The organism is Hymenobacter aerophilus DSM 13606, assembly GCF_000382225.1.
Lineage (GTDB): Bacteria > Bacteroidota > Bacteroidia > Cytophagales > Hymenobacteraceae > Hymenobacter > Hymenobacter aerophilus.
In genome coordinates this window covers 168,914-194,154 of the sequence record NZ_KB907802.1, presented here as the reverse complement: position 1 = coordinate 194,154, position 25,241 = coordinate 168,914, and the positions used below count along the sequence as shown (strand labels likewise).

Sequence of the window (25,241 nt, the reverse complement as noted above, 5' to 3'; positions counted from 1 at the left end):
CCTTGGTGTTGATATATTTATGCATATTAGATGCGCATTCATCCACACAAATATAACAAATTACAAACACTATGGAACAGGAAGCTAAAAAAACCGGACAACTCCGGGAAATTTATGAGCGCCTCGGCAAGCGCAACCAGAGCGTCAACGACACGCTCAAGCTGCTTAAGTCCAGGGGCGTAAAGGCCAGCCGGGCCAGCATCTACCAGACCATTGACGGGCGCAGCAACCGGCGGGAGGTGGTCGAGGCCTTTATGGAAGTGGCCGAGGCCGAACTGGCCCGCCGCCGCCAGCTGGAAAAACGCGCCACCCGCATCATAGCCGACTCCTGAGTATGCAGCCCGCCGTGATTCTATCCGCCACCGAATGGCAGAGCTACCTCGAGCGGCTTGAACGCCTGGAAGCCGCCGAAACTGCCCGCCAGCCCGCTCCAGGGCCGCCCGACGAGGTGCTGCCCACCCGGCAGGCCGCCGCCTACCTGGGCCTGTGCGAGGAGGCGCTGCTCCGCGCCCGCCGGGCTGGCCGCATTGCCGGCGTGCGCCTCAACGACAAGGACTGGGGTTTCTGGCGCTCCGCCCTCGATGCCTACCCGCGCCGCTACCACCGCCTGACGGTAGCGGCCGGCCCTGCCCGCCACCCGGCCCCCTTAGCCAGCCGCGAGGCAGCCTGAGCCGCATGTGCTTGCCCGCTCCCTGAACGTTAGCCGGTGATGGTTTCACCTTTCATCCCCATCTCTATGCAATCGTTTCTGCTCATCTCCGAATCCGAATGGCTGGCGCTGCGCGCCGAAGTAGCGCAGCTGGCCCAACAGGTCGCCCAACTCCTGCAGCCGGCCCCGGCCGCGCCCGACCAAATCCTACCCACTGAGCAGGCCGCCGCCTACATTGGTTTGTGCGCCGAATCGCTCCGGCGCGCCCGGCGCGTGGGCCGCATTCAGGGCGTGCGCCTCAACGAGAAGGATTGGGGCTACCGCCGCTCCGTACTCGACGCCTTTCCGCTCCGCTACCACCGTCCGTCCCCTTTCAACTATTCCATTTAGAACCCTACCGGCCCTCAATTCCCTTATCCCATGCCCACTCCCCACCACGCCCTGGTCGGCCCGGCTGCCGACGGGCCCGCCCCACGCTCCATCCTGCGCGTGCTCAAAGCCCGCATCAAACACCAGCAGTTGCAGTGCGAATTCACCGAACAGCGTACCGACCAGGCCCCGCCCCGCATCTTCGCCCTGACCTGCCAGGAGATCGTGCACCCCGACCTGCTCGCCCACCTGGCCCAGCTCGTGCCCCGCCTGTGCCTGCTCTGCGAGCAGCTGCGCGAAACGCCCGACTTCTGGCCCGACGACGACCCCGGCCCACTGCCCGACCACCTCACGCCCTTCACCGTCACCGGCTTCACCCTCGGAGGCGGTGGGAGCGGGGTTACGCTCCTCGGCCAGCGCCAGCTCGCCGGCGGCAAGCTGCTCAACCTGACCAGCCCCTACGTGGCCTTCGACCAGGAGCTCGAGCCCTACGCCTACGCCGGCCTGCTCGAAACGGCCGTCCAGGCCGCTGTGGCCGAAGTGGAGGAGGCCCTGCGCGGCAAGTGCACTGCCGGCAGCCAACTCGACCTGTTCGAGCCCGCCGCCGGCTTCACGGCCCTCGACGAGCCCTTCGTTCCCCTGATTCCTATGCCGGCGCATGCATGAACTACGTGGCCCACACCCGCGCCGCCCACGAGCACCTGAGCCGCCAGGCTCAGGCCCGGCCCCACCATGTCAGTCTGTATTGGGCCCTGTTCTTCGAGTGGAACGCCGCCCGCTTCCCCGCCGGCCTCGACCTGGACCACCCCGCCACCATGCGCGCCGCCCGCATCGGCAACGAGCGCACCTACCGCGCCGCCCTTTACGACCTCGACACCTGGCAGCTGCTGGCCTACCAACCCAGCCAGTCGCGCTACGGCCGCAGCCGCTGCTTCCTCACCGACCTGTCTCAGCCGCCCGCCACCGGGGGCACTTCTGCCCCCGATGAACCAGTCGTACCGGGCCCGGAAGTGCCCCCGTCAAACCCCGGCACCACGGGCACAAGTGCCCCCGATGCCGCCCAACCATCGGAGGCAGAAGTGCCCCCCATGAACCCGCCCATCGGGGGCACAAGTGCCCTACATGAAAAAGGCGCATCGGGGGCAGTTCTGCCCCCAGCACTTCGGGCACAAGTGCCCCCCATGCGGGCTTCATCGGGGGCAGAAGTGCCCGAAGACACCTTATATGGTAAAACAAAAGGTTTAAACAGTGTAGTAGTAAACGGGGGTGGGGGCAGCTCCAAAAAAAAATTAGAAGTCCTCGAAGGCGAAGGGCTTTCAAGTGCGGAATTGCTCGACGAGCCCGACCCACCAAACGGCGCAGCCCCGGCCCCAAAAAAGACGCCGCGAATAGAGCGGGGCGCGCCAAAGAAAAAAGGGGTAGGGAAAGTAGGAGCGAGCCCCATCCGGCACGCCGCCCAAGCCCAGACTGCCGACGCCAACCCGCCCCCCAAACGCGGCCGGCCCCACCGCCCCGAAGTCCCCTTCGCCGAATCCGCGCTGGCCGCCTACGAGAACTTTGCCGCTGCCTTCGCCGGCACCGATTACGAACTGGCCGACCTGCGCTTCTACCACGCCCAGGTCACCAACTGGCGCAAGAACGGTGAGCCACCCCGCCGCCGCGACTGGAAAGCCACCGCCACCCAATTCATGCTCAACGATGCGCACGATAACCGCCTCAAACTCGCCCCCGGCCCTCACGCCAACGACGCTAGCCCCGGAGCACTCTTTGCTCGCACTGGCTACCGCTCCAAGTACGATGCGTGAGCTGGCCGCCACGCCCAACCCCGAAGCCCGCGCCCTGCTGGCCGAGCTATCCGTGGGCCTAACGATGGCTCAGGCCGCCGCCGCGCCCAAGCTGTTCCAGCTCCGCCGCCAGCTCGGCGAAACCGTGCTCGTCAAGCTGCTCATCATCATCCTGCGCGCCTTCCTCGACTCGCTGCGCGTACCTGACAAGCCCGACGCGGCCGACATCCTCGAACTGGCCGACACGCTGGCCCACACCTACACCCACGAGAGCGTCAAAGACATCATCCTGGCCCTGAAAGAGGCCCGCACCCGCGGCAGCAAGTTCTTCACCTCCCTCGACGTCTCCCGCATCTACGCCCTGCTAGCCGAATACTTCCAGCGCAAAGCCACCTACCTCGAAACCCAGCACCTCGACCGCAAAGCCCAGGCCGCCGGCGAGGCCACCGCCACGCTCACCCAGCTCCAGCAAACCGCCCCCCAGCTGGTGGCCGCCATCGGCCGCCGCATCCCCCTCGACCACCCCAATGCCGAGCACCTGCGCCAGCGCCTCACGCTCATCAACCAGCGCCAGAAGCATGGCCTGCTCCTCGCCGCCGAAGCCGAGCAGCAGCGCCACCAGCTGCAGCTGCTCACCCTGCGCAATACCCGCCCCGATTGGCAGCCCAGCCCCGAGGCCCAAATGGAAATCGACCGCCGCCACCGCGCCGAAGACCGCCGCCTGGCCGACCGCTACCGCTCCAACCCCGCCGCCTGAGCATTACATCCATAGTACAAAGCTCTTGGGTTTCTGAGAAGATGGTCAAATCAGAAGCGGGAATACCATAGGGGCGAGATATCAGCTGGACTCTGCTACTAACCAGCAAGCGTGGGCCTGCCCCTATGCTCTGCAGGAGCATAGCTCCGGTTTTGCTAGCCGGCGCATGCTAGCCGTCCTATTCCAACCAGCTCACCGAAGCCGCTTTAAAGTCACTCTTATCGGCCAAAATGCCGCTCCCTCACTAATCCATGAGTGTCTGCTTCTTTACTCAGAAGCTGCCGGAGTACTGTGGTAAGGCAAGAGTAAGGAATGGCCGTTGGCTATAAATACCCATTTATGGGTATTGTGAAGCAGTTGGCAAAGAATAACCTTTACAATAAATAATAGGATTTATATACTGGTAATGACTCTGCATTCTCGGCATTTCAATTCATGGCTGAATCAGCCTCGGCAATGCCCGCAGGGAGAGCCAAGAACAGTAGTAGCCACCGTGGCCTACGCATACTTCCATTTCAAAGACTGCTGCTCATGACTTTACACTACTTGTTACTCATCGGTGGGCTAGTGGCTGTAAGTGCAGGCGCGACGCCAGCCTGCGCCCAGGCGGGGGCTGTTAGTGCGGGGGGCTCAGCCAGCAGTCCGGCAGGGTCGGTCAGCTACTCGGTGGGGCAGCTCACTACCGCAGAGGGCCGGGGTCCGGGCGGTACCAGCAGTCCCGGCAATCAGCAGCCGCTGGAAATTTATGTTGTCACGGCCACCCACAGCGCCCAACTCAAGGTTGCGGCTCTGGTGTATCCCAACCCGACGACTGACGGCCTAACACTGCTTCTGGAAGGCAAGTATGCGGGGCTGAGCTGGTATCTGCAGGATGTGAGTGGCCGGCCGCTGCAAAGCAAGCGGGTGGAAGCGGCCCAGACCAACATTTCCCTGCAGGGCTTGTCGGCCGGCACCTACCTGCTCAGCGTGCGGGGACAAGACCAGCAAAGCAAGACGTTCAAACTCATCAAACACTGAGCGCTATGAAGCACTTTTTCACTCTTTTAGCCCTGCTGCTACTGGCGCTGCAGTCCTCCTGGGCGCAGGCGCCGTCGCAGTTCAGCTACCAGGCCGTTATTCGCGATAAGCTGAACAGCGTAGTTGCCAGGAAGGACGTGGCCATCAAGGTCAGCATCCTGCAAGGCTCCGAGACGGGCACGCCCGTGTACGTGGAGACACACAAGCCCACTACCAACGATAACGGCCTGATTACGCTGGCCATTGGCGGGGGCACGGTAGTAAGTGGTGTGTTCGCCAAGATTGAGTGGCCGGTGGGGCGTTTCTTCCTGAAAACGGAGATTGACCCGGATGCTAACGACAACGTCAATACGATTATCACGGCCACCAGCCGTCTGCTGTCGGTACCTTATGCCAATTACGCCCGGCGTTCTGACTCCACCCGAATCGCGACTTACGCCGAATCGGCCGGGGGGCACCAAATTGGCGATTTGTATGGTGGAGGTATCATCTTTTCGCTGTGGCGCGACCAAAAAGGTGTGCAGCACGGCCTGATAGCTTCGCTACAGGATGTGGGCTCCGCTGTTTGGGCAACACCTGATTTAGGTCCCGGTACTGCTGAAAGCATCACCGATGGGCAGGCTAATACGGCCGCAATTGTCGGCGCCAGGGGCCTTGGTAACGCCGCGGGGCTATGCGATTCGTATACAGTCCTGAATGGAAACCAGCCACTATATAATGACTGGTACCTGCCTTCATTAGCGGAGCTAAGGATGCTCTGCAATCAAGCGGCATTAATTGACTTGGTGCTAAAAAATGATAATAACGCTGATTCTTATGGCTTGACTGGTCCATATTACTGGACCTCCACCAACGCAGTGGAGCAGAGTGAAAGTGGAGGAGCGCGTGCCCTTTGGCTTTTTTACACTACTGACGGCGCGTATCCAGGGGACATTGCGGATAAGGAGCAGTCACTTGCGATTAAAGTGCGGGCCATCCGCCGTTTCTAGCCGTGCGTCAGGAAATTGTGTGGCAACACGGGTAAAGGCGGCCGGGTAGCAGCCTACTCAACTTACCTGTGTTCCCAACAAATAAAGCCGGCCGGGAAATCAGCAGGATACTGCCTCTCGTGTAGGCCGCTGGTGCCGAGCAGAGATGTTCAGGCTTCGCGGGCTCCTCCGACACCCGAAGCTCCGGCACCTGGCTGCAATGCAGCACATGCTTGCCTTTGGCCGGTAATGCCGGGCAATGCTTACCCGCATGCCTCTGCTATGAAACCGCGCTTTCCCCTCTGAAAGAACGCGTGCCAGACAACCACTAGAATAGCTTCAAACAACTCAGGAGCCATGCTGCGGCTAGGCTGGCGCGGCTACGCCAGGGCGATTGTCATGCCCGGAGTATTTGATTTCACATCCTCTTTTCTCTACTAACATGAAACCAACTCTACGACTTGGTCTGGCGGCTATTGCCCTGCTGGGAGCCTGCACCAAAGAGGACGCCCCACCAGACGACCGCAGCTTGCTGATTGGCAAGGACTGGATGCGCAGCGGCGGCACGATAACCAGCAATGGTACCGTGAAGGATGTATATGCCGACCTGAGCCCCTGTGACCAGGATGATTTTCTGCGTTTTGAGGAAGCCGACCGGCTGCTCTATGACGAAGGGCCCTCGCGCTGCAATCCGGCCACGCCCCAGACTTTGGAGGGCACCTGGTTTCTGGCAGAAGAAGACCGACTGCTGAACCTCGATATCGGCAGTGGCCTGCGGGGAGAGCGGCAGATAACGGAGCTGACCGAAAGCCGGCTCTCCCTCAGCTATACCAGTGCTGGTAAGCTGTATACCCTATCCTTCACCCGGCGCTAAGCGGCGGCGGAACTACGCGGCGCCCAGCCCAGCCGGCCGCGGCCGCTAACGCGCTTTTGCTGGCAGCCAGATACTGCCGGAACACGAGCACTTGTGCCATCTCTCAACCCCTGCCGCATGAAATCACGCTACCTCTGCAGTTTGCTATTGGCTGCTACGGCTGGCCAAACAATGGCCCAGCAGTTATTTAACCCTGGCCACGGCAATTTTTCCGGCCTGACCGGCACGGCCTGGAATCCGGCTACTGTGGCCGATAACCGCTACCGGTTTCAGGTGCAGCTCCTAGCCGTCGATGCTCATGGCACAAACACCGCTTACCGCTACTCCGGACCCGGCAGCCTGCTTTCGCCCAACTCCGTCGACTTCTCCAGTGCCTACCTGCAAGCCAATTCGGACAACAGCCGGCCAAAGCTCTCTAGCATGGGTATTGCCGTGCGCGGGCCGGGCCTGCTACTTAGCCTGGGGCCAAAAAACGGTTTCGCCTTGAGCACCCGGGTGAGAACGGCCCTGCAGGGCAACAACATTGCCGGTGATTTTCTGCAGGCGGCAGTAGATGAATTCGAGCTGCCCAACCGGCTTAAGGATAATTCCTTCAACCTCAATCTGAATGGCTTTGCCGAGTTGGATGCCACCTATGGCCGGGTGCTACTTGAAAAGGAGCAGCACTTTCTTAAAGGCGGCATAACGGTTAAACTGCTGAGGGGCATCGGTTCTGCTCATCTGCAGGCTAAAAACGCCGATATTGAAGTGGTGCCGGAAGCCGCGCAGGTCGGGGATACCATCATCCGGCTCAACTCCTACACGGGCTCGTTTGCCTACTCCAACCCCAACGCTTTCAACGATATCGATGTGCAAACGGCCGCCAAATGGCTCACGTCGGGCGGCTCGCCCGGTTCCGGCTGGGGGGCCGACCTGGGGGTGGTTTACGAATACCGCCCCGACGCCGGGCAGTCGGGCGGCCTGGGTCTGCAGCGTGGCACCGGCCCCGACCAGGGGCGGAACAAGTATAAGTACCGGATTTCGGTGGCCGTAACCGATATCGGCTCCATCCGCTACCGCGAGCAGGCCGTGGCCTTCCAGAATATAAACCTGCGCAACGTGGGGGTAAGCGAGGCTGACCTTAGCGGCCTTACGGCCGACAATGTGGACACCAAAATCAATCATATTCTGCGCACGCAGAAGTTCGACCGTGAAAACCAATTCAGAGCGGGCCTGCCCACGGCCCTGAACATAGATGTTGACTATAAGCTGAAGGGCGTGTTTTACGCAAACGTAGCCGTAAGCCACGGGCTGCGCACCCGCTTCGCACCGGGCATGCGGCATTTTTCGTACGCGGCACTCACTCCCCGGATGGAAACCCGCTGGCTGGAGCTGGCTACGCCCATATCGTTGAGCAATAACTACCAGACGCTGGCCTACGGAGCCATGGTACGCTTTGGCCCGCTGACGGTCGGCTCCAATAATATAGCCGGCCTGTTCGAGTCCAGTGAGCCGTATGGGGCCAATGTGTACGCCGAATTCTCGCTCCTGGCCTGGGCCCACTCTAAGCGCAAAAACAAAGCCGCGAAGGGAAAGAAAGCGTCGGCGCCTACTACCGTACCAACATCCGAGCCCGCACTTTCCCCCGAACCCACACCCACGCCCACGCCCACGTCCGAGCCTATATCGACGCCCGAACCCACGCCCGAACCCACGCCGACGTCCGAGCCCCCGCCAACACCTGAGCCCGTACAGACCTCCGAGCCGACGCCTGTGCCAACGTCCGAGCCCGCGCTCGTGCCCACACCCACGTCCGAGCCCACACCCACGTCCGTACCGACGCCGACGCCTGAACCTACTTCCGCACCAACGGCATCGCCCGAGCCTGTTAAGTAACTGCTGTTACGCAGCCTTGTATTTAGGCTAATGCCGCGCGGTGTAGGGGCGGGGCTTGCCCCCGCCCGCCGTTGAACGAGTATCGTTGCGCGATGACCATTGAACGGTGGTCGTTGAAACGGTGCGAACGGCGGGCGGGGACAAGCCCCGCCCCTACACCGCGCGGCACCTGCGTAACAGCAGTTAAGTAAGACTCACCCGCTGGCGCTGGCAGTAGCAGCCCTTCGGCTACTCCACCTCCTCCAGTTCCTCGGCAATGCTGCCGAACTCGGCCAGCGCGGCCCGCAGGTTCTCGGCTATTTCCTGGGCCAGCACATCGGGGGCGGGCAGCGAGGCGCTGTCCTCCAGCGTGTCGTCCTTGAGCCAGAAGATATCCAGGTTCACCTTGTCGCGGGCCAGCAGCTCGTCCAGCCCGAAGGGGCGGAACTGCTCGGTTTCCTGGCGCTGGGCCCGCTCGCCGGGCCGGCCGTAGCACTGCACGAAGTCCTGCAGGTGCGCGTCGCTCAGAGGGCGGGTCTTCAGCGTGAAGTGCTGGTTGGTGCGCAAATCGTACACCCACAGCTTGCTGGTGCGGGCCGTTTCGCCGCTGGTTTTCTTGTCGAAGAACAGCACGTTGGCTTTCACGCCCTGGGCGTAGAAAATGCCCGTGGGCAGGCGCAGCAGCGTGTGCACGTCGCAGTCCTGGAGCAGCTTGCGGCGGATGGTTTCGCCCGCCCCGCCCTCAAACAGCACGTTGTCGGGCAGCACCACGGCCGCCGTGCCATTCACCTTCAGAATGGTGTAGATGTGCTGCAAAAAGTTGAGCTGCTTGTTGCTGGTGGTGGCCACGAAATCGGGCCGCTCGTAGCTGAGCGTATCCTTGCCGGCCTGGCCTTCCTCGTTGAGCACCGTGATGCTGCTTTTCTTGCCGAAGGGTGGGTTGGCCAGAATCAGGTCGTAGCGCGTGCCCGGGTCGCCGATAAGCGAATCCTGGTTGCGCACGGGGCTTTCCAGCCCGCCAATGCCGTGCAGGTACAGGTTCATGGCCGCCAGCCGCACCACCGAGTCCACAATGTCGAAGCCGTGGAAGGTGCCGTCGCGCAGGAAGCGCAGCTCGTCCTCGTCCAGCTGGGCGCTATAGCGCTCCACCAGGTAGTCGCGGGCCACCAGCAGGAAGCCGGCCGTGCCGCAGGCCGGGTCGCAGATGGTCTGGCCGGGCCGCGGCGCCACGGCGTCCACAATGGCCTGAATCAGGGGGCGCGGGGTGAAGTACTGGCCGGCGCCGCCCTTCACGTCTTCGGCGTTGCGCTGCAGCAGGCCCTCGTAAATCTCGCCCTTCACGTCGAAGCCCATGCCCGACCAGTTTTCGCGGTCAATCAGCACCAGCAGGTGCTTGAGCCGGGCCGGGTTCTGAATCTTGTTCTGGGCTTTCTTGAAGATGACGCCCAGCATCCCCGGCTCCTTGGCCAGGTCGGTGAGGATATGGCGGTACTGGGTTTCCAGCGCGTCGCCTTCCAGCTCCCGCAGGCTGGCCCAGCTCAGGGCTTCCGGCACGGTGGGCGCGTTGGGGTTGCCCAGCTGCTCGTCGGCCATCTTCAGAAACAGCAGGTAGGTAATCTGCTCCACGTAGTCGCCGTAGCCCACGCCGTCGTCGCGCAGCACGGTAGCATAGTTCCAGACGCGCTGCACGAGGGCCTGGGCAGTAGTATTCAAAGTAGGGTGAGCCATGTTGGTTGATGGGGGATGGAAGAGGAAGAAACTAAAAGTCCGTCATGCTGAAAAAAGACGTGTCATACTGAGCTTGTCAAAGCATCTCTGCCGCTTCTTTACATCGGTCTTCATTCGTAATCATTCGTAATCATTCGTAATCATTCGTAATCATTCGTAATCATTCGTAATCATTCGTAATCATTCGTAATGAATAAAAACCGCCAAAATTACCCGGAAAGGCCGAAAAAAGCAGGAAGTCGGCCAGCTATTCATTCGTCATGCGAATGAATTCATTCGTTTATTTGGCTAATAGAATAGCGCCGCTGCTGGCGGCCCCCGCTGGCCAACAGTTCCCCACTTTTTACCAGCGCGTACACGGCCCGCTGTACGGTACTGGTCGCCGTGTCTGAGCCAACCCGCCCCACAATATCGACCAGGGCCGACTGCGGGTGGCTGCGCACGTCTTCCAGAATCCGGGCGCGTAGCAGTACCGGGTCCAGGGGGCGGAGCGTGGGGCGCTCATCCAGCCGGGCCGCCTGGTACAGTGTGGGGCTTAGGGCGTAGTAGGTGCCCTTGGTAGCGCCCTGCGTCAGCACCAGCTTCTGCTCTACCAGCCGGGCCAGCCAGGGCCGCAGCCGCTCCGTCTGGGGCAGCTGCAACCGGGCGGCCAGGGCCAGGGCGCTCAGGCGCCGGTGTTGCGCCAACTGGCCCAGCGCAATCATTTCCTTCTGGCTGAACGTGTATTGTCCGGCCAGGTAATCGAGCAGACGCAGGGTGGCCGCATCCGGCAGTTGCGACTGCACCGTTACGCGCAGGGACTGGCCGCTGTCATCAACTTCCGGCAGCGGCTTGGCTTCCCGGCTTAGCTGCTCATAAATCAGGTCGTAGCCCGAGCCTTCGCCTTCCATCATGCCCGTGGCCTGAAACGTGGCCATCAGGTGGGGGTTGCGCCGCTTCTGCGCGTGCAGAATGGTGGTGGGCGTCACGCCCAGCGGCAGGCCGCCCGGGCTGGTAATCTCCAGCCGGTCGGTGTACGCGCCCACAAACACGTCGGCGGCGGTGGTGTAGAGGCGGTGGGCAAAGGCATTCACCAGCAGCTCGCGCAGCACGGCCTCGGGGTAGTTGCGCACCTGGCGGCGGGTGCTGCCCATCGGAATTTCGTGGGCGTAGCGCAGCTCCACGGCCCGCGCCAGCAGGTCGTCGAGCAGGCGTGCCGGGTTCAGGTGGTGGTCCAGCCAGATTTCCTTGCGCACCTTCCGCTCCAGCTCGTCATACACCACATACTGCACCTGCAGGCCGTAGCTGAGCCGGGCGCGCTGCGCGGGCGTGCCCAGCCACAACACCCCCAGGTGCGTAGCCTGCCCGGTGGCCGTTAGCAGGTTGAAGTATTCCAGCAGCTCCTGGTCCGACTTGCCCAGTACAAAGGCGCTGACCGTTCCGGCCGCCCGCACCCGTTCCGCGAAGAAGTGGATTTCCTCCGCCGGCAAATCGGCCAGCGTCACGTCGGGTACCACCCTGATTTCCCATTGCAGCCCCGTTTTCTCGTACACCAGCCGGTGCAGGTCTTCCCCCGTCACGGGCTGGCACTGGTCGCTGAGGCGGGCGTAGGTTTTGCCGTCGGAGGTGGTGGCCACTACGTGCAGGGAGGGCTGCACCGTCAGGCGCAGGTACTGCCCGCCGTTGGCAGCCGTCAGCAGCTCGGGAGCCGTCAGGCTCACGTTCACGGCCCGGCTGCTGAGCTTTTTCACCAGCTCGTTCACCTCGCGCTGCGGTATCTGCTGCCCGGCCGGCGGCTCCTCGTCCTGGTCCTCGATGCCCACCAGCAGGCTGCCGCCCTGGGCGTTGGCCAGGCACACGCAGGTTTTGGCCAGGTCATTAAGGTCGGGGCTCGGGCCGAATGCCTTGCGGTAGCTCTTCTTCTCGAATACGTGCGTTTCGCTCATGGGGCAGTCGGTTTAGAAGCCCAAGGTAGTTTGAGTGCCCACCGGCAGCGGTGCTTCCGCTACTTCAGGCGCCGCCCCATCCGCCGCCGCCGCCACCTTGCGAGGCCGCCCGCGCCGCTTGCCCTCCCCGGCCGCCGGAGCCTCCGCAGCCCCCGCAGCCGCAGCGGCCTTGGCTCCCCCTCTCTTCTGGAGAGGGGGTTGGGGGGTGAGGCGCCCTAGCAGCTCCCCGGCCGGCTCATCCGTCGCATCCTGGGGCACCAGCCGCCCGGTAAAGGCCCGGTGCAGGAGGCTCTGCCGCAGCCGCTCCGCCCGCTTCAGCTCCGCCGCCAGCGTGAGTTCCAGCGCGTCAATCGTGGAGAGGCGCCGCTCCGCTTCCGCTACGATTTCGGCTTGCTCGGCTAGGGGGGCGAGAGGGAAATGTAGGTTGGCGAATCGATCAGCGCCAAGGTGCGCAATGCTTGTTGTCCAACTGGCAATCTTCTGAAAAGTGCCGGTATGCAAATAAGAGCGAAAAACGGAGAGGGCGTACTTAGGTAATAATTGCTGGCATACTCTGTATCGCACCAATGTATTCGTGAAACAGGCTCCAGGCACTTCGTTTCGGTACAATGCAGGTCGCCCAACTAATTCCAGGCTTTGGCCTTCATTGAGCAGGATGTCGTTTTCCCGCAAAGAATAGATTTCATATTCTTCGGGGGTGAAGTTCATTTCCTTCACATCTCGCAAGTCGAATCTGTCCTCGTACACATTTGCAACTCGCAAGTAAGGGCGCATATAGGGTCCGTCGTGGTGTTGTGGAGCGCGTTGACGGCCTAGACGGACCTCACCTAGCTCACGCATGGAAGCCCACACCCACCCCTCCGGCAGCTCCGGAAGCTCAGTGGTGTCCACCGCGGCGGGCTCCTGATACTTGTTCTTCCAGGCCCCGTTCAGCGGGAGCTGGCCGCCGTTCTTGGCCTGCTGGGCCGCCTCCCACTGCGCCCGCCGCTCGGCCCGGATGCGGGCCAGCAGCGCCGCCCCGGTTTCGGCGGGTGCGGGGTGGGCCGTGCGCCAGGCGCTGGTCAGCGCCCCCGTCACGGCCGCGTGCAGCACCGACTGCCGGTAGCGCTTGAGCAGCTGCTGGCTCTGGCGCACCGCCGCTACGCCCGCATCGAGCCGGCTAAACAGCTCCTCCAGCTTCGCCACAATGCGCCGTTGCTCGGGTAGGGGCGGGACAATTACGTCTAGAGTTGCAAGCTTGCCGGTTGAAACGTTAGATAGGTTGGTAGTAGTGGATGCAAAAGCTCGAATTGATTCTTGAACAGTTGATGATGACAAATAGTGGTAGTAGAACTTGGCATCGAATGGTGACTTTACCCGAAGAAGTGAAATAAAGGCTCCAAGGGTAGAAGGATAAGGTATTTCGTGTACTTGAGCTACTTTGCCAACTAGCTCATAGCTATTGGCAGTAGAAATTAAAATATCTAAATGCTTTATAAGTTGGTCTTCTCGCTTAGCAAATTTTTTAGGAACAAACCATAAGTCATCCCATTCTACTTTCTTCTGAACATTAGTTGTTCTTAAACAAGCCAAATAGCCTTCAGCAGGTGCATGAGCTTTTACCTCTTTCGGAAATGCAATTCCGCGAACAGGTGTCATGATTATATCAAGCTTAGCTACTTCCCAGCCCTTCGGCAATTCCTGTTCTTCCTGCATTCTTCTGGTTCAACAGCTGCTTACGCGGCCAGTTCGTCGTTTAATTCCTCGATAACCGCCGGCAGCGCGTCGCCGAACAGCGCCCGGGCCCGGCCGTAGCCGCCCTGGTCGATGAAGGGCGGCAGCGTGAACGAGTCGGCACTCACGCTCAGGGAGGTGGCAATGCGGTCCTTCATCATGTGCAGCCAGCCCAGCTGCTCGTGCGTAAACAGCCGCCCTGCTAGCTGCTGCCGGCCCAGCCAGTGCTGGTAGCGCTGCTCCACCGTGAGCGGGTAGGCCTCCAGCACTTCCGTTTGCTGGGTGGCAAAGCGCACCAGGCTAATGAGGTTGGTGAGCAGGGTTTTGGGGCCCGCCCCGCGCACCCGGCTCTGCTCCAGCTGCTCGTAGGCCGCCCACAGGTGCTCGGGCAGCAGGGGAGGGCTCTCCAGCTTCAGGGCCTCGGCCAGCTGCTTTATCTCGCGGTACGTTAGGGCCCGCCGCTGGTAGGGCTGGTTGTGCAGCACCTGCAGCGCCGTTATCTCGTCGCGGTGCGCGGCAATAAAGGCCGTAAAGCTATCCACCTGCTTCTGGGCCAGCCGCCGCGCCGCTTCCTCCGCCGAGTGCTGGGTCGTGAAGCCGCCGTTAATCACCCGGTCCTTGCTCACCAGATCAATCACCATATCCTTCTGGGCGTGCAGCTTGGTGAGCAGCGTGCGCAGGGCCGGGTCGTTGAGGGCCGCCGTGGCCGTGGCCGTGAGCTGCTGCTGGGCCTGCTGCCAGTGCGCCTCGGTGGGCTCGGCTGCGCCCGCCTGCTCGGCCAGGGCCAGGGCGGCGGTTTCCTGGCGCACGGGGTCCACGGCATCAAACAAGCGGCCGGCCAGCTGCTGCACGCTGGGGCCGCCGCTGCCACCGTGGGCGGCCACGGTGGCGCGGTCCTCGTCGGTCAGCTGCCGGTCCAGCCGGGCCAGGCGGGTGGCCAGCCCGCGCAGGTGCGCGGGCTCCTCGCTGCCCAGCGCCACCGCTTCCAGCAGCTTCTCGAAGCTGATGCCGCCGGTGCGCTCCGTGCGGGTGGTTTCGGTTTTCTCGCTTTCCGTCACGCCCACCGCGTCCACTATCACGAAGCGGGTTTTGGCCTCCACGTCCTGGTCGGCCACCAGCCGCAAATCGTCCAGGCTGATCGTGCGCGTGCCCCGGCCCTTCATCTGGTCGTAGTACACCCGGCTGCGCACGTCCCTGAGGAATATCAAACACTCCAGGGGCCGAATGTCGGTGCCCGTCGAAATCATGTCCACCGTCACGGCCACCCGGGGGTTAAACTCGTTGCGGAAGCGCTTAATCAGCTCGTCGGGCTTGCCCTCGGTCGTGCCGTAGGTTATCTTCTTGCAGAAGTCATTGCTCTTGCCGAACACCTCCCGCACCAAATCCACAATCTCGTCGGCGTGGTGGTCGGTCTTGGCGAAAATCAGCGTCTTGGGCACGTGCACGCGCCCGGGAAACAGTTGGGGCAGCTCGTCGCGGAACTTGGTCAGCACCGTCCGGATCTGGTCGGGCGTCGTCACCGAGCGGTCCAGCTGGTTGCCCGTGTACACTAGGTCGTCGTCGAGCGTTTCCCAGCGGCGGCGGCGGGTCTGGCGCTCCATCAGCTTCACCGAGCTGCCCTTCTCCACCCGCGCCCCGGCGGCCGTTATTTCCGTCTCAATCCGGTACACGTCAAAACCCACGTTCACCCCGTCCACCACGGCCCGCTCGTGGCTGTACTCCATCACCAGGTTCTGGTTGAAAAAGCCGAACGTCTGCTTCGAGGGCGTGGCCGTCAGCCCAATCAAATGGGCATCGAAGTACTCCAGCACCTGCTGCCACACGTTGTAAATAGAGCGGTGGCACTCGTCAATAATGATGAAGTCGTAGGTCTCCGGCGGTAGCGCCGCGTTGTAGGCCACTTCTTTGGGCCGCTTGCTCACCGCGTCGGCCGGCAGCTCGAAGCCCGAGCGTTCCTCGTTGCCCTCCTCAAACTCGGCCTCCCCCCGCAGCATCGAGTACAGCCGCTGAATGGTGGTAATGGTCACCTTGTTCACGTCGTCGAGGTGGTTGCTGGTCAGGTGCTGCACGTTATACAGCTCCGTGAACTTGCGCCCGTCGTCGGGAGTGGTGTAGGCCTGAAACTCCTGCAGCGTCTGCCGGCCCAGGTTGCCCCGGTCCACCAGAAACAGAATGCGCTTGGCCCCGGCAAACTTTATCAACCGGTAGGCTGCCGTCACGGCCGTAAAGGTCTTGCCCGAGCCCGTCGCCATCTGAATCAACGCCCGCGGCCGGTCGTGCTTCAAACTCACGTCCAGGTTACGGATGGCCTCCACCTGGCAGGCGCGCAGGCCCGCGGGCTCCACGGCGGGCAGCTCCTGCAGCCGCGCCCGCAGCGTGGCCGGCTGCCGCGCCCAGTCGCGCAGCGTCTCCGGCCGATGAAACCAGAACTCCGGCCGGGAGCGGGGCTCCGGGTCGCGCCGGTCCAGAAACCGGATTTCGTGGCCGTTGGCCTCGTAGCCGAAGGGCAGCTCCTCGGCCGTGCGCGGCACGTGCTTGGTGGCGCTGGTCAGGTAGCGGGCGGTCTGCTCGGCCACGGCCGTCAGCGAGGTGCCCTCCTTCTTGGCTTCCACCACGCCCACCAGCCGCCCCTCCACCAGCAGCGCGTAGTCGGCCGGCCCCGAGGCCGTCGGAAACTCCCGCACCGCCACCCCCAGCGCGGCCGTGCGGTTGAGCTGGTCCCGGTCCTGCAGCACCCAGCCCGCCGCCATCAATTGCGCATCAATCAGTTCACGGGCCTTCTGTTCGGGCGTCAGCATGGGCGGGGTAGGATAGCAGGGTAGTAGTAGCGCAACAGCCCCGGCGCGTCGCACCGGGAAAAGCAAATCTACCGAAGCTGCCCCGCTTTTCCTTCCGTCATGCGGGTTTTCTGCACTGCCCTGTTATTAGGCTCACCGCAGCGGGTAAACCTCCGCCAGCTGCGTATCGCTCCCCTCTTCCAGCCGCTACCTTGCCTGCTTCGGCCACGGTCCGCCGCCCCCTGGCTGGGCCGCGCCAAACACCGCATCCCCGCCTACATCACCCGCCTGCAGAACGTGATGGTGGTGGGCCAGGCCTGACGATAGTCGTCGCGCCCGAGCACACCCGGCCGTGCCATTGACGGGAGGTAGTGGCCGCTTTTGTGCAGCGGTATAAAAATAAAGTTATATTTCATCGCAACCCGTTCTGGTTTGCTCTTAGCCTGGCTATCGAACAAAGTCAAACTATGCTATGCAGATAACTCCTCCTACCTTGGCCTTAATCCAAACCACGTGGCAGCAGCTGCACCCGCCGGAACGGACTATCTACTCGGCGCTCGAGCTTCAGCAGATTGCCGCCGCAATGGGCCGGCATCTGCTCTACACCCAATTTATGCTCGTAGCCCAGCTGCCCGAGCTGCAGGTGCATTTCTGCAGTCCGGGAGTGCAAAACCTGCTGGGCTGCCCGCCGGCCGAGTTCAGCTTCGAGTGGCTTTACTCCCGAATGCACCCCGATGATGCCCCGCTCGTAGCTGAGGCCACGGCGTTGTCGGCCCGTTTTGCCGACCAGTGCCGGCACGAGGTGGACGGCCATGTCTTTTCCGTTGACTATCGCCTGCGTCATGTGGCGGGCCATTGGGTGCGGGTGCTGCGCCAGAACTTCGCTATCCAGTTGGATGAAGCCGGCCGGCTGGTGCTGGTGGGCAGCATTTACACCGACATCACCCACCACAAGCTCACCAACGACCTGCGGTTTCATTTCTCCCACCCCGACTTTGCCGCCTGGGTTCGGAGCGCCGCGGCCGCCATGCCCGCCGAAGCAGACAGCCTCAGCCCGCGGGAGCAGCAGGTACTCAGCCTGGTGTTGCGCGGCTACACTTCCCAGCAGATTGCCGGGCAGCTGTTCCTGAGCTGCCATACCGTTGGGACGCATCGGCGGAACATCGGCCGCAAGCTGGGCACCCGCGACCTGAGCCATCTGCTCCGCCACCTCGACCCTTAAGCTATTGCCTTACTATGAGGCTGGCTGGCTGGCTGGCTGGCTGGCTGGCTGGCATGGGCCACGAAGGCTAGCAGCAGTGCCTGGAAGGCCGGCGGGTTCTCTAAAAACGGTAAATGCCCGGCCCCCGGTACCAGCAGCACCGGCTCCCCCCAGCGCGATGGGGCGGTCAGGCCCGCGAAATAAGCGGGGTTGAGCAGCGTATCATCCTGCCCCAGCATAAACGCCAACGGCCGGGCCGTATCTGCAACAATGCCCACTTCATCCAGGAGCTCGCCAGCCCCAATGCTGGCGGCCAGTGCGGTTCGCATCCGCCCGTCGGCGCGCCGCAACGCGGCTTCGAGCAGGTGCACCTCGTCTTCGTCGCCGCCAGCCCGCAGGCAGGTGCGCGCCAGCGCCGTGGTTTGCTGGTCCGTGAGCGTGGGGGCGTAGAACAGCCCGCCCGTTTCAGTAAGGCAGAAAGCCGCGGCCAAATCCGGGGCCGTGCTCACCGGGGGGGTACCCACCAGCAGCAACCCCAGCAGCTCGGGCAGGTCGGGCAGCACATCCAGCGCCAGATGCCCTCCGTACGAATGCGCTACCACCAGGGCCTGTTCGCAGCCCAGCGCCCGGACGGCGGCCACCAGTACGCGCCGCAGCTGCGCCGGCGCGTACCACTCCGGCGCGTCGGGCGACTGACCATGGCCCGGCAGGTCCAGGGCCACAAGCCGGAAGGACTGTAACTCGGGGTCCGCCCACTGCCGCTCAAAAATGCTTGCCGCCAGCGAATTGCCGTGGATGAACAGGAGTGGAGTGCCCGTGGGGTCGCCTCCCTCATACGTAGCCAGGGTAATGACAATGCCCGGCAAGGGGCGCATATGGGGTCGGGGCAGATTCCGGCGTTCTGGGGCCATCGACTGGCTGGAAGAAGTAGCAGCAGAAGGCATAGGCCAGGGCGTAAGAGTGGGCGAAAGCTAAACCGGGCAGGTGACGTAGAGGCGGCCAGGGAGCCAGGCTGCGCGGGCAGTTAGCCTGCCGAAGCGCAGCATGACGTTCTTTTTCTGTCTTAACCAACCATCTGCCGACCCTAATATAAGTTGATTTTCAGGTCAAGTTCAAATCGGCGGGGCCAGCGGTAATCCAGGGCGCCGGGGCCGTCGGGGTTGAAGCCGATATCGGGACAACGGACCGCTACCACGTGGATTTATCGGTCAATCCCGGCCTTGCAACTACTGCCAGTTGCTTTCGGGAAAAGCCGGTCAATCAGCAAGCCAGTTTATTGCAGAGGCTTGAACGACGTTTTGGCCCGCGTGCATATGAAAGGATAAACAGGCGTTCAAACCATATCAGCGTTTAGCGCGGCGCAACAGCACCAGCCCATAGAGCAGGAGCAACGCCAGCGGCGAACTAATCAAATCCAGTAGCCGGTGGCCCTGCACCGCTGCCCAGGCCCCGCCGGCTCGCTGCCCCAGCAGCAGCAGCGCCAGGCTCAACCCGAAAGCCAGGCCGTAGCCCACCACAATAGCGCGTGCGTGGCGACCCCGCAGCAGCACGTGCAGCAGCGCTACGCTCACCAGCATATACAGCAGGCGGTAGCTCAGGCCCACGACCACGCCGTGAGTGCTCAGGCCCGAGGGCTGCCCCAGCCGTTGGGCGGCCGGGCCCAGCCCGCCGAGGACAGTCTGCCAGCCGCGGGTGAGCACTGCAAACAGCGGCTCATCAAACTGGCCGAGCCCAAACAACGCCAACCCCAATGCTACGGCTACCACAAGCCGGCGGGTGCTTAGCCGGTTCGGAGCAGCTGAAACCGGAGCAGTTGCTACCGGCGTGAGCCGCTGCGCCGCCCTAGCCATGCGCGGCCGCCGGCAGCGGGCTATGGCCCCGCACCCACTGGTGCCACAGTACCAGAATGGCCCCGTAGGCGACGAAGGTGAAGGTGTAGTGGTGGTTGAACTCGACCGTGTGGTACCAGTAGGTGTGGTTGATAGCCAGCAGGGCAATGCGCAGCACGTTGATAGCGTAGATGACCGCCAGCCCCAGCGGAATAAACCACAGCCGCCGCCGGCCGCTGCCGGGGTAGGCCAGCACGAAGCCGGCAAACAAGGCGTAGAGCACCAGCCCGTTGCAGGGGTTGCCCACGTACACGGCCGCCCGGCCCAGCATAGTTACGGTGGTCGGGCCGGCCGGGTCAGTGCCGGCGGCCATGCCCAGCAGCCGCAGCAGCCCGGCCGCTACCAGGGCCAGATTGGCCGAGAGGGCATCGTCGAGGTGGCCGGCGCGCTCCAGGCCGTGCTCGTAGCCCAGCACCCAGAGGGCGTAGAAGCCGGCGGCCAGCAGCAGAAACCGCATCTGTGGCCGGGCTGCCAGCCACTGCCGGCCCGCATCCAGCGGGGAATCAAGAGGTAAAGAAGAAGGCATACGACAGGGAAAAGGGAAGACAACAATCCGGGCCCCCGCGTTGGCAGGGGCCCGGATGGAGCAGTAGTCGAACTTATTTGCGGGCCCGATGCTGGCGCAGACGCTTGAGGCCGTAGGCGGCCCCGGCGGCCAGCAGCAAGCTGGCCCCGCCGTCAATGGGCACGGCGGTGGGCGAGTTGGGCGTCGGCCCGCCGGGGCCCGGCCCCTGGGCCAGCAGGGCGGTGCTCATCAATAGCAGGGGCAGGAGGAGAAAGTAGAAGCGCATAGTCGGAAGGTTTTAAAAGGAGAAAGTTGAGCGGAAATGCTCCGGCCAGGGGCCCGGCCACCACTGGGGCGACCGGGCCCTGGGGCGGTAAGGCTACTGCTGCACCACCACGCGCTGCACTACGGTCTGACCCCCGGCCAGTGTCACGCGCAGCGCGTACACGCCGGTGGGCAGGCCCAATAGGCTCAGGCGGGTTTCGGTGGTGGGCAGCGCCACGGTACGCAGCTGCTGGCCAACGGCGTTTAGCAGCACGGCCGAAGCCGGCCCGCCCGCCGGACGGCTAATGGTGAGCTGGTCCCGGCTCGGGTTGGGGTAGGCCCGCACCTGGTCGGCCAGCGCGGCCGAACCCGTGGCTAGCACGGCGTTAGGCCGCAGGTTGAGCGCGAAGCGGCCGGCCACATGGCGACTGTCGGCCGAGAAGCCGTAGCCGCCGGCCGGCAGCTGGCGCAGGTCGTGGCGCGTGCCGGTCTGGTTGTCTACCAGTTCCACCAGGGTGGTGGCCGGCAGGTTGGCCAGGCTGGCGGCGGTCAGGGCGAAGCGCCCGGTCTGGGGCAGGTCCACGATCAGCGGCACGGTCACTACCTCACTGCTCAGCGCGGGCAGGCCGTTCACGGCCAGCGCCTCGCCCGTTGCGGCCACCGAGGCCAGGTTCAGGCCGGTGGTGTTAGGCAGCTTCTCGGCGTCGTAGTGGTCGTCGCGGCCGGGCGTGGCATCGGCTTCAAAGTACACGTAGGTAGGCTCGCGGCTGCCCTTGGCATCCACCAAATCCAGCTGCACGGCGGGCCGGGTGTCGGCCGTCGGGCGGTTGAAGGTCGGGCTCTGGTAAGAAGTCACCCGCCAGGCGTTCTGGAAGCTGAAGCTGGGCACGTTCTGGCTCACGCGCAGGAAAAAGCCCTGCATGGCCGGAATAAGCCCGCCGGGCAGCGTGCCGAAGCCGTTCTGGTAGAACTGGTAGGTGCCGGCGTACTGGCTGCCCGACTTGTAGACGTACACGGCATCAATCACGCCGGTGGGCAGGCCGTTGCGGGCCTGGCTCCAGTCGAGCGGGGCGGGGTAGGGGTTGCCCAGCAGCTGCCAGCCGGCGCTGGCCTGCGGGCCGCGCGAGAGGGCGCCCATCGGCACCGTGCCGGTCGAGAGCGTACCGTTCAGGTCCACCGTTTGGCTGGCGGCCAGGTTCACCGTGTAGCCACGGCCGGGTACGAGCGCGTTGCTCAGAGCGGCGGGCGAGAAGTAGCCGAACTCGAAGGCCTGGCTGGTGGCGCTGGCGCCCGTCAGGCGGGCCTCATCGTAGCCGTACACCGTGGGGAAGGGCGTCACGCTGCCCGGGTCGGCGGCCGTATTATAGGCCGGATTTACCACCGGCGCGAAGCCGGCGGTAGCAAGGTCGCCAACTGTAGTAGCCTGCACCGGCGAGCTGTAGTGGCGGTAGCCCAGGCCCGCGTTTAGACTGGGATCTATGTAGCGCTGCATGGTGGCCATGCCTGTTACCGCGCCGCTGCCCGAGTTCACGACCAGGGCCGTGCCGCTGGCGTCGGAGCGCAGCGTCAGGGCCTGGCCGTTCAGGTTCAGGTTGCCGGCTCCGGCCAGGGTCAGCACCTGGCGCACGCCCACCGGGGCGCTGAGCGTCAGCGGGCTGTTGTTGCTCGTGCTCAGGTTGCGCACCTGGGCCGGTAGGCCCGAGCCGGTTACCTGGGCCTGGCTGCCGTTGTAGGCGTAGCTGGCGTCGGCGGCAAACGAGCGGAGGCCCTTTACCTGTACCGCGCCGGTGCTGCCGCTGGCCGTAATGCCGGCCGGGTCGTTAATCACAAGCGTACCACCGGAGGCCAGCGTGAAGCTGCCGCTACCCGTCAGGACCTGGGAGTTGGTACTCAGGCCGCCGCCGTTTTGCACTGTAAAGGCCCCGTTCACTACTACTGGTCCGCCGAGTTGGGCAAAGCCAGTTCCGGTTATGGTAATGGTGTTGTAAGTGCCGGCTGGTATGTTGGTAGGTGCGGGAGCCATACCGCCGTTGATGGTTAGGTCCTGTGCGGCCGGGGCCGCGTACTGGATGCTGAACTGGGGGGCGGCCGTGTTGCCGTTACCGGCCTGGTCCTGAGCTGCGTTGGCAGCCACATTCACCGTTACCGTGCCGGCGGTGGCGGGCGTTACGTTAAACGTGTACGTTGGGCCCGAACCCGCGAAGCCTGCGAGTACGCCGTTGCTTATTGTTACGTCGCCGGCCACAAAGCCGGTTACGCTTTCGGAAAAAGTTACTGTTACCGGAATCGGGGAGGTGCTGGTGGGGCTGCTGGCCGCGCTGCTGATAATTACCGTGGGCCCGGACTGATGATAAATACCGAAGCTCGCCATGGTCTTCGAGCCGTCGCCGGTTGCGGTGAAGGAGCCGCCAACGTATACGTCGTTCCCTTTCAGCGCCACGGCACTCACAAAGTTATTCAGACCCGTACCCAGGGCGCTCCAGCTCGTGCCATTCCATTTGGCAACATAATTAGCCGGCGCGCCCCCAGCCGTACTGAAGCTTCCTCCGACGTAGACATTGCCGCTGCCGTCCACCGCCATATCTTCAGCTGCCTTATCAAGGCCCGTTCCCAGCGCACTCCAACTTGTGCCGTTCCACTTAGCTACATAGTTGGCTGGCACATCTCCGGCAGTGGTAAAGTTTCCCCCCGCATACAGGCTGCCGTTGCTATCAAAGGCCAGGGTCCTGGCCGATAGGTTAAGTCCTGTTCCCAGCGCACTCCAACTCGTGCCATTCCACTTAGCAATATAATTGGCCGTTGTGCCCCCGGCGGAAGTAAAAGTTCCGCCCGCATACAGGCTGCCGCTGCCGTCCAGAGCCAATGCACTGGCAAAGTTGTTCAGGCCCGTGCCTAGCGCACTCCAGCTTGCCCCGTTCCACTTGGCCACGCGATTGGCTGCCGTGCCCCCGGCCGTAGTGAACTGTCCTGCGGCATAAACATTACCACTACCGTCAATAGAGAGCGCAAGAACTGAATTATTCATGCCCGTGCCCAGGGCGCTCCAGCTCGTGCCATTCCACTTGGCAATATAGTTGCCCGGCGAGCCACCGGCCACAGTGAAATACCCTCCCGCATACACATTGCCTTTGTCATCCACCGCCAGGGCATTGACAGAGTTATTCATAATCCCGTTGCCCAAAGCACTCCAGCTCGTACCGTTCCACTTGGCCACGCGGTTGGCCACTGTGCCCCCGGCTGTAGTAAACAGCCCGCCGGCATAAACATTGCCGTTGCCGTCCACGGCTAGCGTAATGACGGATTGGTTCAGGCCTGCGCCAGTACCCAAAGCACTCCAGCTCGTACCGTTCCACTTGGCAATATAGCTGGCCGTCGTGCCCCCAGCCGCCGAAAAGGCGCCTCCCGCGTACACGTTGCCGCTGCCGTCCACGGCCAGCGCATAAACGAATTTATTCAGGCCTGTACCCAAGGCGCTCCAGCTTGTGCCATTCCACTTGGCCAGATGACTGACCCTTACACCCCCGGCCGTGGTGAAGAGCCCTCCTGCGTACAGGTTGCCGCTGCCATCCACGGCCAGCGCACTGACTTGCTCACTCGTGCCCGTCCCCAGGGTACTCCAACTCGTGCCATTCCACTTGGCAATATTACTGTCCTCGGTGCCCGGAACTGACGAGAAGAAGCCTGACGCCGCGTACAGGTTGCCGTTGCGGTCAACGGCCAGCGCAACAACATCATTATATAAGCCCGCACCCAGGGCGCTCCAACTCGTGCCGTTCCATTTGGCCACATGATTGACTTCTACGCCCCCGGCCGTGGTAAAAAAGCCTCCGGCGTAAATAGTGCCGCTGCCATCCACGGCCAGGGCGGCAACTGAGGCATTGAGGCCCGTGCTCAGGGCGCTCCAACTCGTGCCATTCCACTTGGCTACGCGGTTGGCTGGCACCCCCCCGGCAGTAGTAAAATTCCCCCCCGCGTACACGTTGCCGTTGCCATCTGTGGCCACAGCATTAACAAAGTCATTTACGCCCGTGCCCAAGGCGCTCCAACTCGTGCCGTTCCACTTAGCTACGCGATTGGCTGGCCCACCCCCGGCAGTGGTAAAGCTTCCCCCCGCGTATAGGTTTCCGCTGCCATCCACCACCAGGGCACTGACCTGGTCATTGAGGCCCGTACCCAGGGCACTCCAGCTCGTGCCGTTCCATTTGGCCACATAGTTGACCGGCGTATTCCCAGCCATACGGATGTTTCCCCCCGCGTATAAGTTACCGCTGCCGTCCAGCGCCACGGCAAATATTTGTCCATTGACGCCCGGCAGGCTAAAGCCATCCTGCCACTTCTCGTCACCCGCGCCACCAGGCCGGAACACCGGGGCACCCGTTTCCGGGTTCTGCCCCATTCGGTAGCCGTCCGTTGAGAAAGAGCCTTTGGCCCCGGCCCGCAACGTGCCGTCGGGGTTGAGTACTTGCCCCACCGAGGGGGCCTGCGCCCAGCTAAGCGCGGGCAGCAACAGTAGTAGCAGCAGCGCCAGGCTGGCCAGCAGCCCGCGCCAGCGGGCTACCGGGTACTTGGGGAAAAGTGGGTCCATAAGAAGAGGATGAAAGAAGTGAAAGAAAACAGGCGCTAAAGCTGCCCGGTAGTTCGGCCGCCAGCTGGGTAAGTCAACTTATTTCACCCCCTGCCTCCTGGGTGCCCTGGCCGCGCTGGGGTTGCAAAGGGGGGCATTCGGGCGCACGGTTGGCCCGCGCCAGCCCGGCTGAGGCGTCCGCCCCGGGCTGCCGTTCAGCGTCGGCGAGCCGGGCCTTTGGGACAGCAGCGGATACTGCTGGTTGCCGCCGGGGCTGTCGAAGTTGAACCAGTATAGGGTGAGCCGGCGCACTAAACGCAGCGCCAATAGCGGGTAGGTTCGACCAAAGCAGCACGGTTTCATAACGGACGATGCAAGAGTGAAAGCAGCGCAGCCATGCCAC

The 25,241-nt window shown here is 63.2% G+C and carries 21 protein-coding genes; 12 read left to right on the top strand and 9 right to left on the bottom strand.

The window, feature by feature from the left end:
• Window positions 1-71: 71 nt before the first annotated feature.
• The 10 genes from H145_RS0103630 (at window position 72) to H145_RS19815 (ending at window position 8,293) form a co-directional block, all read left to right on the top strand.
• The gene (locus tag H145_RS0103630; RefSeq protein WP_019946776.1) at window positions 72-332 is read left to right on the top strand and encodes a hypothetical protein; all 261 of its coding nucleotides are present in this window, start codon (window positions 72-74) and stop codon (window positions 330-332) included.
• Window positions 333-346: 14 nt separating this feature from the next.
• Window positions 347-670 carry a DNA-binding protein gene (locus H145_RS0103625; RefSeq protein WP_240471654.1) on the top strand — a complete coding sequence of 108 codons (324 nt, stop codon included), beginning with the start codon at window positions 347-349 and terminating at the stop codon, window positions 668-670.
• Window positions 671-736: 66 nt separating this feature from the next.
• A complete protein-coding gene (locus H145_RS0103620; RefSeq protein WP_019946774.1) occupies window positions 737-1,039 on the top strand; it encodes a hypothetical protein in 303 nt (100 codons plus the stop codon).
• 30 nt (window positions 1,040-1,069) lie between these two features.
• Entirely contained in the window at window positions 1,070-1,684 is a 615-nt protein-coding gene (locus H145_RS0103615; protein ID WP_019946773.1) for a hypothetical protein, read from the top strand.
• Window positions 1,681-2,823 (top strand): hypothetical protein, encoded by a 1,143-nt coding sequence (locus H145_RS22490; protein ID WP_019946772.1) that lies wholly within the window; start codon window positions 1,681-1,683, stop codon window positions 2,821-2,823. Before H145_RS0103615 ends, H145_RS22490 begins: the two co-directional genes overlap by 4 nt.
• Entirely contained in the window at window positions 2,816-3,559 is a 744-nt protein-coding gene (locus tag H145_RS0103605; protein ID WP_019946771.1) for a hypothetical protein, read from the top strand. The genes H145_RS22490 and H145_RS0103605 overlap by 8 nt, the downstream gene beginning before the upstream one ends.
• Window positions 3,560-4,090: 531 nt before the next feature.
• Complete coding sequence (locus tag H145_RS23615; protein WP_169513152.1) at window positions 4,091-4,576, top strand: T9SS type A sorting domain-containing protein; 486 nt, start codon at window positions 4,091-4,093, stop codon at window positions 4,574-4,576.
• Window positions 4,577-4,581: 5 nt separating this feature from the next.
• The gene (locus H145_RS22485) at window positions 4,582-5,565 is read left to right on the top strand and encodes a hypothetical protein (RefSeq protein ID WP_019946769.1); all 984 of its coding nucleotides are present in this window, start codon (window positions 4,582-4,584) and stop codon (window positions 5,563-5,565) included.
• 421 nt (window positions 5,566-5,986) lie between these two features.
• On the top strand, window positions 5,987-6,418 hold the full coding sequence (locus tag H145_RS0103590) for a hypothetical protein (RefSeq protein ID WP_157541097.1): 432 nt from the start codon (window positions 5,987-5,989) through the stop codon (window positions 6,416-6,418).
• 117 nt (window positions 6,419-6,535) lie between these two features.
• Entirely contained in the window at window positions 6,536-8,293 is a 1,758-nt protein-coding gene (locus H145_RS19815) for a DUF5723 family protein (RefSeq protein WP_157541094.1), read from the top strand.
• 228 nt (window positions 8,294-8,521) lie between these two features.
• On the opposite strand, the gene H145_RS0103580 is transcribed toward H145_RS19815, so the two are convergent.
• The 4 genes from H145_RS0103580 to H145_RS0103565 form a co-directional block, all read right to left on the bottom strand.
• Entirely contained in the window at window positions 8,522-9,985 is a 1,464-nt protein-coding gene (locus tag H145_RS0103580) for a type I restriction-modification system subunit M (RefSeq protein WP_019946766.1), read from the bottom strand.
• 287 nt (window positions 9,986-10,272) lie between these two features.
• Window positions 10,273-11,925 carry an ATP-binding protein gene (locus H145_RS0103575; RefSeq protein ID WP_019946765.1) on the bottom strand — a complete coding sequence of 551 codons (1,653 nt, stop codon included), beginning with the start codon at window positions 11,923-11,925 and terminating at the stop codon, window positions 10,273-10,275.
• A 12-nt stretch (window positions 11,926-11,937) separates the two neighbouring features.
• Window positions 11,938-13,620: a restriction endonuclease subunit S gene (locus tag H145_RS22480; protein WP_071595112.1), complete on the bottom strand. Its 1,683-nt coding sequence runs from the start codon at window positions 13,618-13,620 to the stop codon at window positions 11,938-11,940.
• Window positions 13,621-13,640: 20 nt separating this feature from the next.
• A complete protein-coding gene (locus H145_RS0103565; RefSeq protein WP_019946763.1) occupies window positions 13,641-16,436 on the bottom strand; it encodes a type I restriction endonuclease subunit R in 2,796 nt (931 codons plus the stop codon).
• 99 nt (window positions 16,437-16,535) lie between these two features.
• Here H145_RS0103565 and H145_RS0103560 point away from each other — a divergent pair, with 99 nt between their 5' ends.
• Window positions 16,536-16,736: a hypothetical protein gene (locus H145_RS0103560; RefSeq protein WP_019946762.1), complete on the top strand. Its 201-nt coding sequence runs from the start codon at window positions 16,536-16,538 to the stop codon at window positions 16,734-16,736.
• 172 nt (window positions 16,737-16,908) lie between these two features.
• On the top strand, window positions 16,909-17,637 hold the full coding sequence (locus H145_RS0103555) for a helix-turn-helix transcriptional regulator (RefSeq protein WP_019946761.1): 729 nt from the start codon (window positions 16,909-16,911) through the stop codon (window positions 17,635-17,637).
• Here H145_RS0103555 and H145_RS0103550 read toward each other — a convergent pair.
• From H145_RS0103550 to H145_RS23610, 5 genes are all read right to left on the bottom strand, one after another.
• Entirely contained in the window at window positions 17,634-18,491 is an 858-nt protein-coding gene (locus H145_RS0103550) for an alpha/beta fold hydrolase (protein WP_019946760.1), read from the bottom strand. The two genes, H145_RS0103555 and H145_RS0103550, sit on opposite strands and share 4 nt — an antisense overlap.
• 468 nt (window positions 18,492-18,959) lie before the next feature.
• Window positions 18,960-19,382 carry an XrtX-associated membrane protein gene (locus H145_RS0103545; protein WP_157541090.1) on the bottom strand — a complete coding sequence of 141 codons (423 nt, stop codon included), beginning with the start codon at window positions 19,380-19,382 and terminating at the stop codon, window positions 18,960-18,962.
• Between the two features lie 76 nt (window positions 19,383-19,458).
• Window positions 19,459-20,031 (bottom strand): exosortase X, encoded by a 573-nt coding sequence (xrtX, locus tag H145_RS19805; protein ID WP_157541088.1) that lies wholly within the window; start codon window positions 20,029-20,031, stop codon window positions 19,459-19,461.
• Window positions 20,032-20,104: 73 nt separating this feature from the next.
• Window positions 20,105-20,296: a PID-CTERM protein-sorting domain-containing protein gene (locus tag H145_RS19800; RefSeq protein ID WP_019946757.1), complete on the bottom strand. Its 192-nt coding sequence runs from the start codon at window positions 20,294-20,296 to the stop codon at window positions 20,105-20,107.
• A gap of 93 nt (window positions 20,297-20,389) precedes the next feature.
• On the bottom strand, window positions 20,390-24,859 hold the full coding sequence (locus H145_RS23610; RefSeq protein ID WP_083937653.1) for an Ig-like domain-containing protein: 4,470 nt from the start codon (window positions 24,857-24,859) through the stop codon (window positions 20,390-20,392).
• Window positions 24,860-25,241: the final 382 nt, after the last annotated feature.

What these genes read in the sequence shown, in the direction of transcription:
- H145_RS22480 (WP_071595112.1), bottom strand. Translation starts at nt 13,620, where the DNA reads ATGCAGGAAGAACAGGAATTGCCGAAGGGCTGGGAAGTAGCTAAGCTT.
- H145_RS22485 (WP_019946769.1), top strand. Translation starts at nt 4,582, where the DNA reads ATGAAGCACTTTTTCACTCTTTTAGCCCTGCTGCTACTGGCGCTGCAG.
- H145_RS0103630 (WP_019946776.1), top strand. Translation starts at nt 72, where the DNA reads ATGGAACAGGAAGCTAAAAAAACCGGACAACTCCGGGAAATTTATGAG.
- H145_RS23610 (WP_083937653.1), bottom strand. Translation starts at nt 24,859, where the DNA reads ATGGACCCACTTTTCCCCAAGTACCCGGTAGCCCGCTGGCGCGGGCTG.
- H145_RS0103575 (WP_019946765.1), bottom strand. Translation starts at nt 11,925, where the DNA reads ATGAGCGAAACGCACGTATTCGAGAAGAAGAGCTACCGCAAGGCATTC.
- xrtX (WP_157541088.1), bottom strand. Translation starts at nt 20,031, where the DNA reads ATGCCTTCTTCTTTACCTCTTGATTCCCCGCTGGATGCGGGCCGGCAG.
- H145_RS0103590 (WP_157541097.1), top strand. Translation starts at nt 5,987, where the DNA reads ATGAAACCAACTCTACGACTTGGTCTGGCGGCTATTGCCCTGCTGGGA.
- H145_RS22490 (WP_019946772.1), top strand. Translation starts at nt 1,681, where the DNA reads ATGAACTACGTGGCCCACACCCGCGCCGCCCACGAGCACCTGAGCCGC.
- H145_RS0103615 (WP_019946773.1), top strand. Translation starts at nt 1,070, where the DNA reads ATGCCCACTCCCCACCACGCCCTGGTCGGCCCGGCTGCCGACGGGCCC.
- H145_RS0103620 (WP_019946774.1), top strand. Translation starts at nt 737, where the DNA reads ATGCAATCGTTTCTGCTCATCTCCGAATCCGAATGGCTGGCGCTGCGC.
- H145_RS0103560 (WP_019946762.1), top strand. Translation starts at nt 16,536, where the DNA reads ATGCGGGTTTTCTGCACTGCCCTGTTATTAGGCTCACCGCAGCGGGTA.
- H145_RS23615 (WP_169513152.1), top strand. Translation starts at nt 4,091, where the DNA reads ATGACTTTACACTACTTGTTACTCATCGGTGGGCTAGTGGCTGTAAGT.
- H145_RS0103605 (WP_019946771.1), top strand. Translation starts at nt 2,816, where the DNA reads ATGCGTGAGCTGGCCGCCACGCCCAACCCCGAAGCCCGCGCCCTGCTG.
- H145_RS0103565 (WP_019946763.1), bottom strand. Translation starts at nt 16,436, where the DNA reads ATGCTGACGCCCGAACAGAAGGCCCGTGAACTGATTGATGCGCAATTG.
- H145_RS0103550 (WP_019946760.1), bottom strand. Translation starts at nt 18,491, where the DNA reads ATGCGCCCCTTGCCGGGCATTGTCATTACCCTGGCTACGTATGAGGGA.
- H145_RS19815 (WP_157541094.1), top strand. Translation starts at nt 6,536, where the DNA reads ATGAAATCACGCTACCTCTGCAGTTTGCTATTGGCTGCTACGGCTGGC.
- H145_RS19800 (WP_019946757.1), bottom strand. Translation starts at nt 20,296, where the DNA reads ATGCGCTTCTACTTTCTCCTCCTGCCCCTGCTATTGATGAGCACCGCC.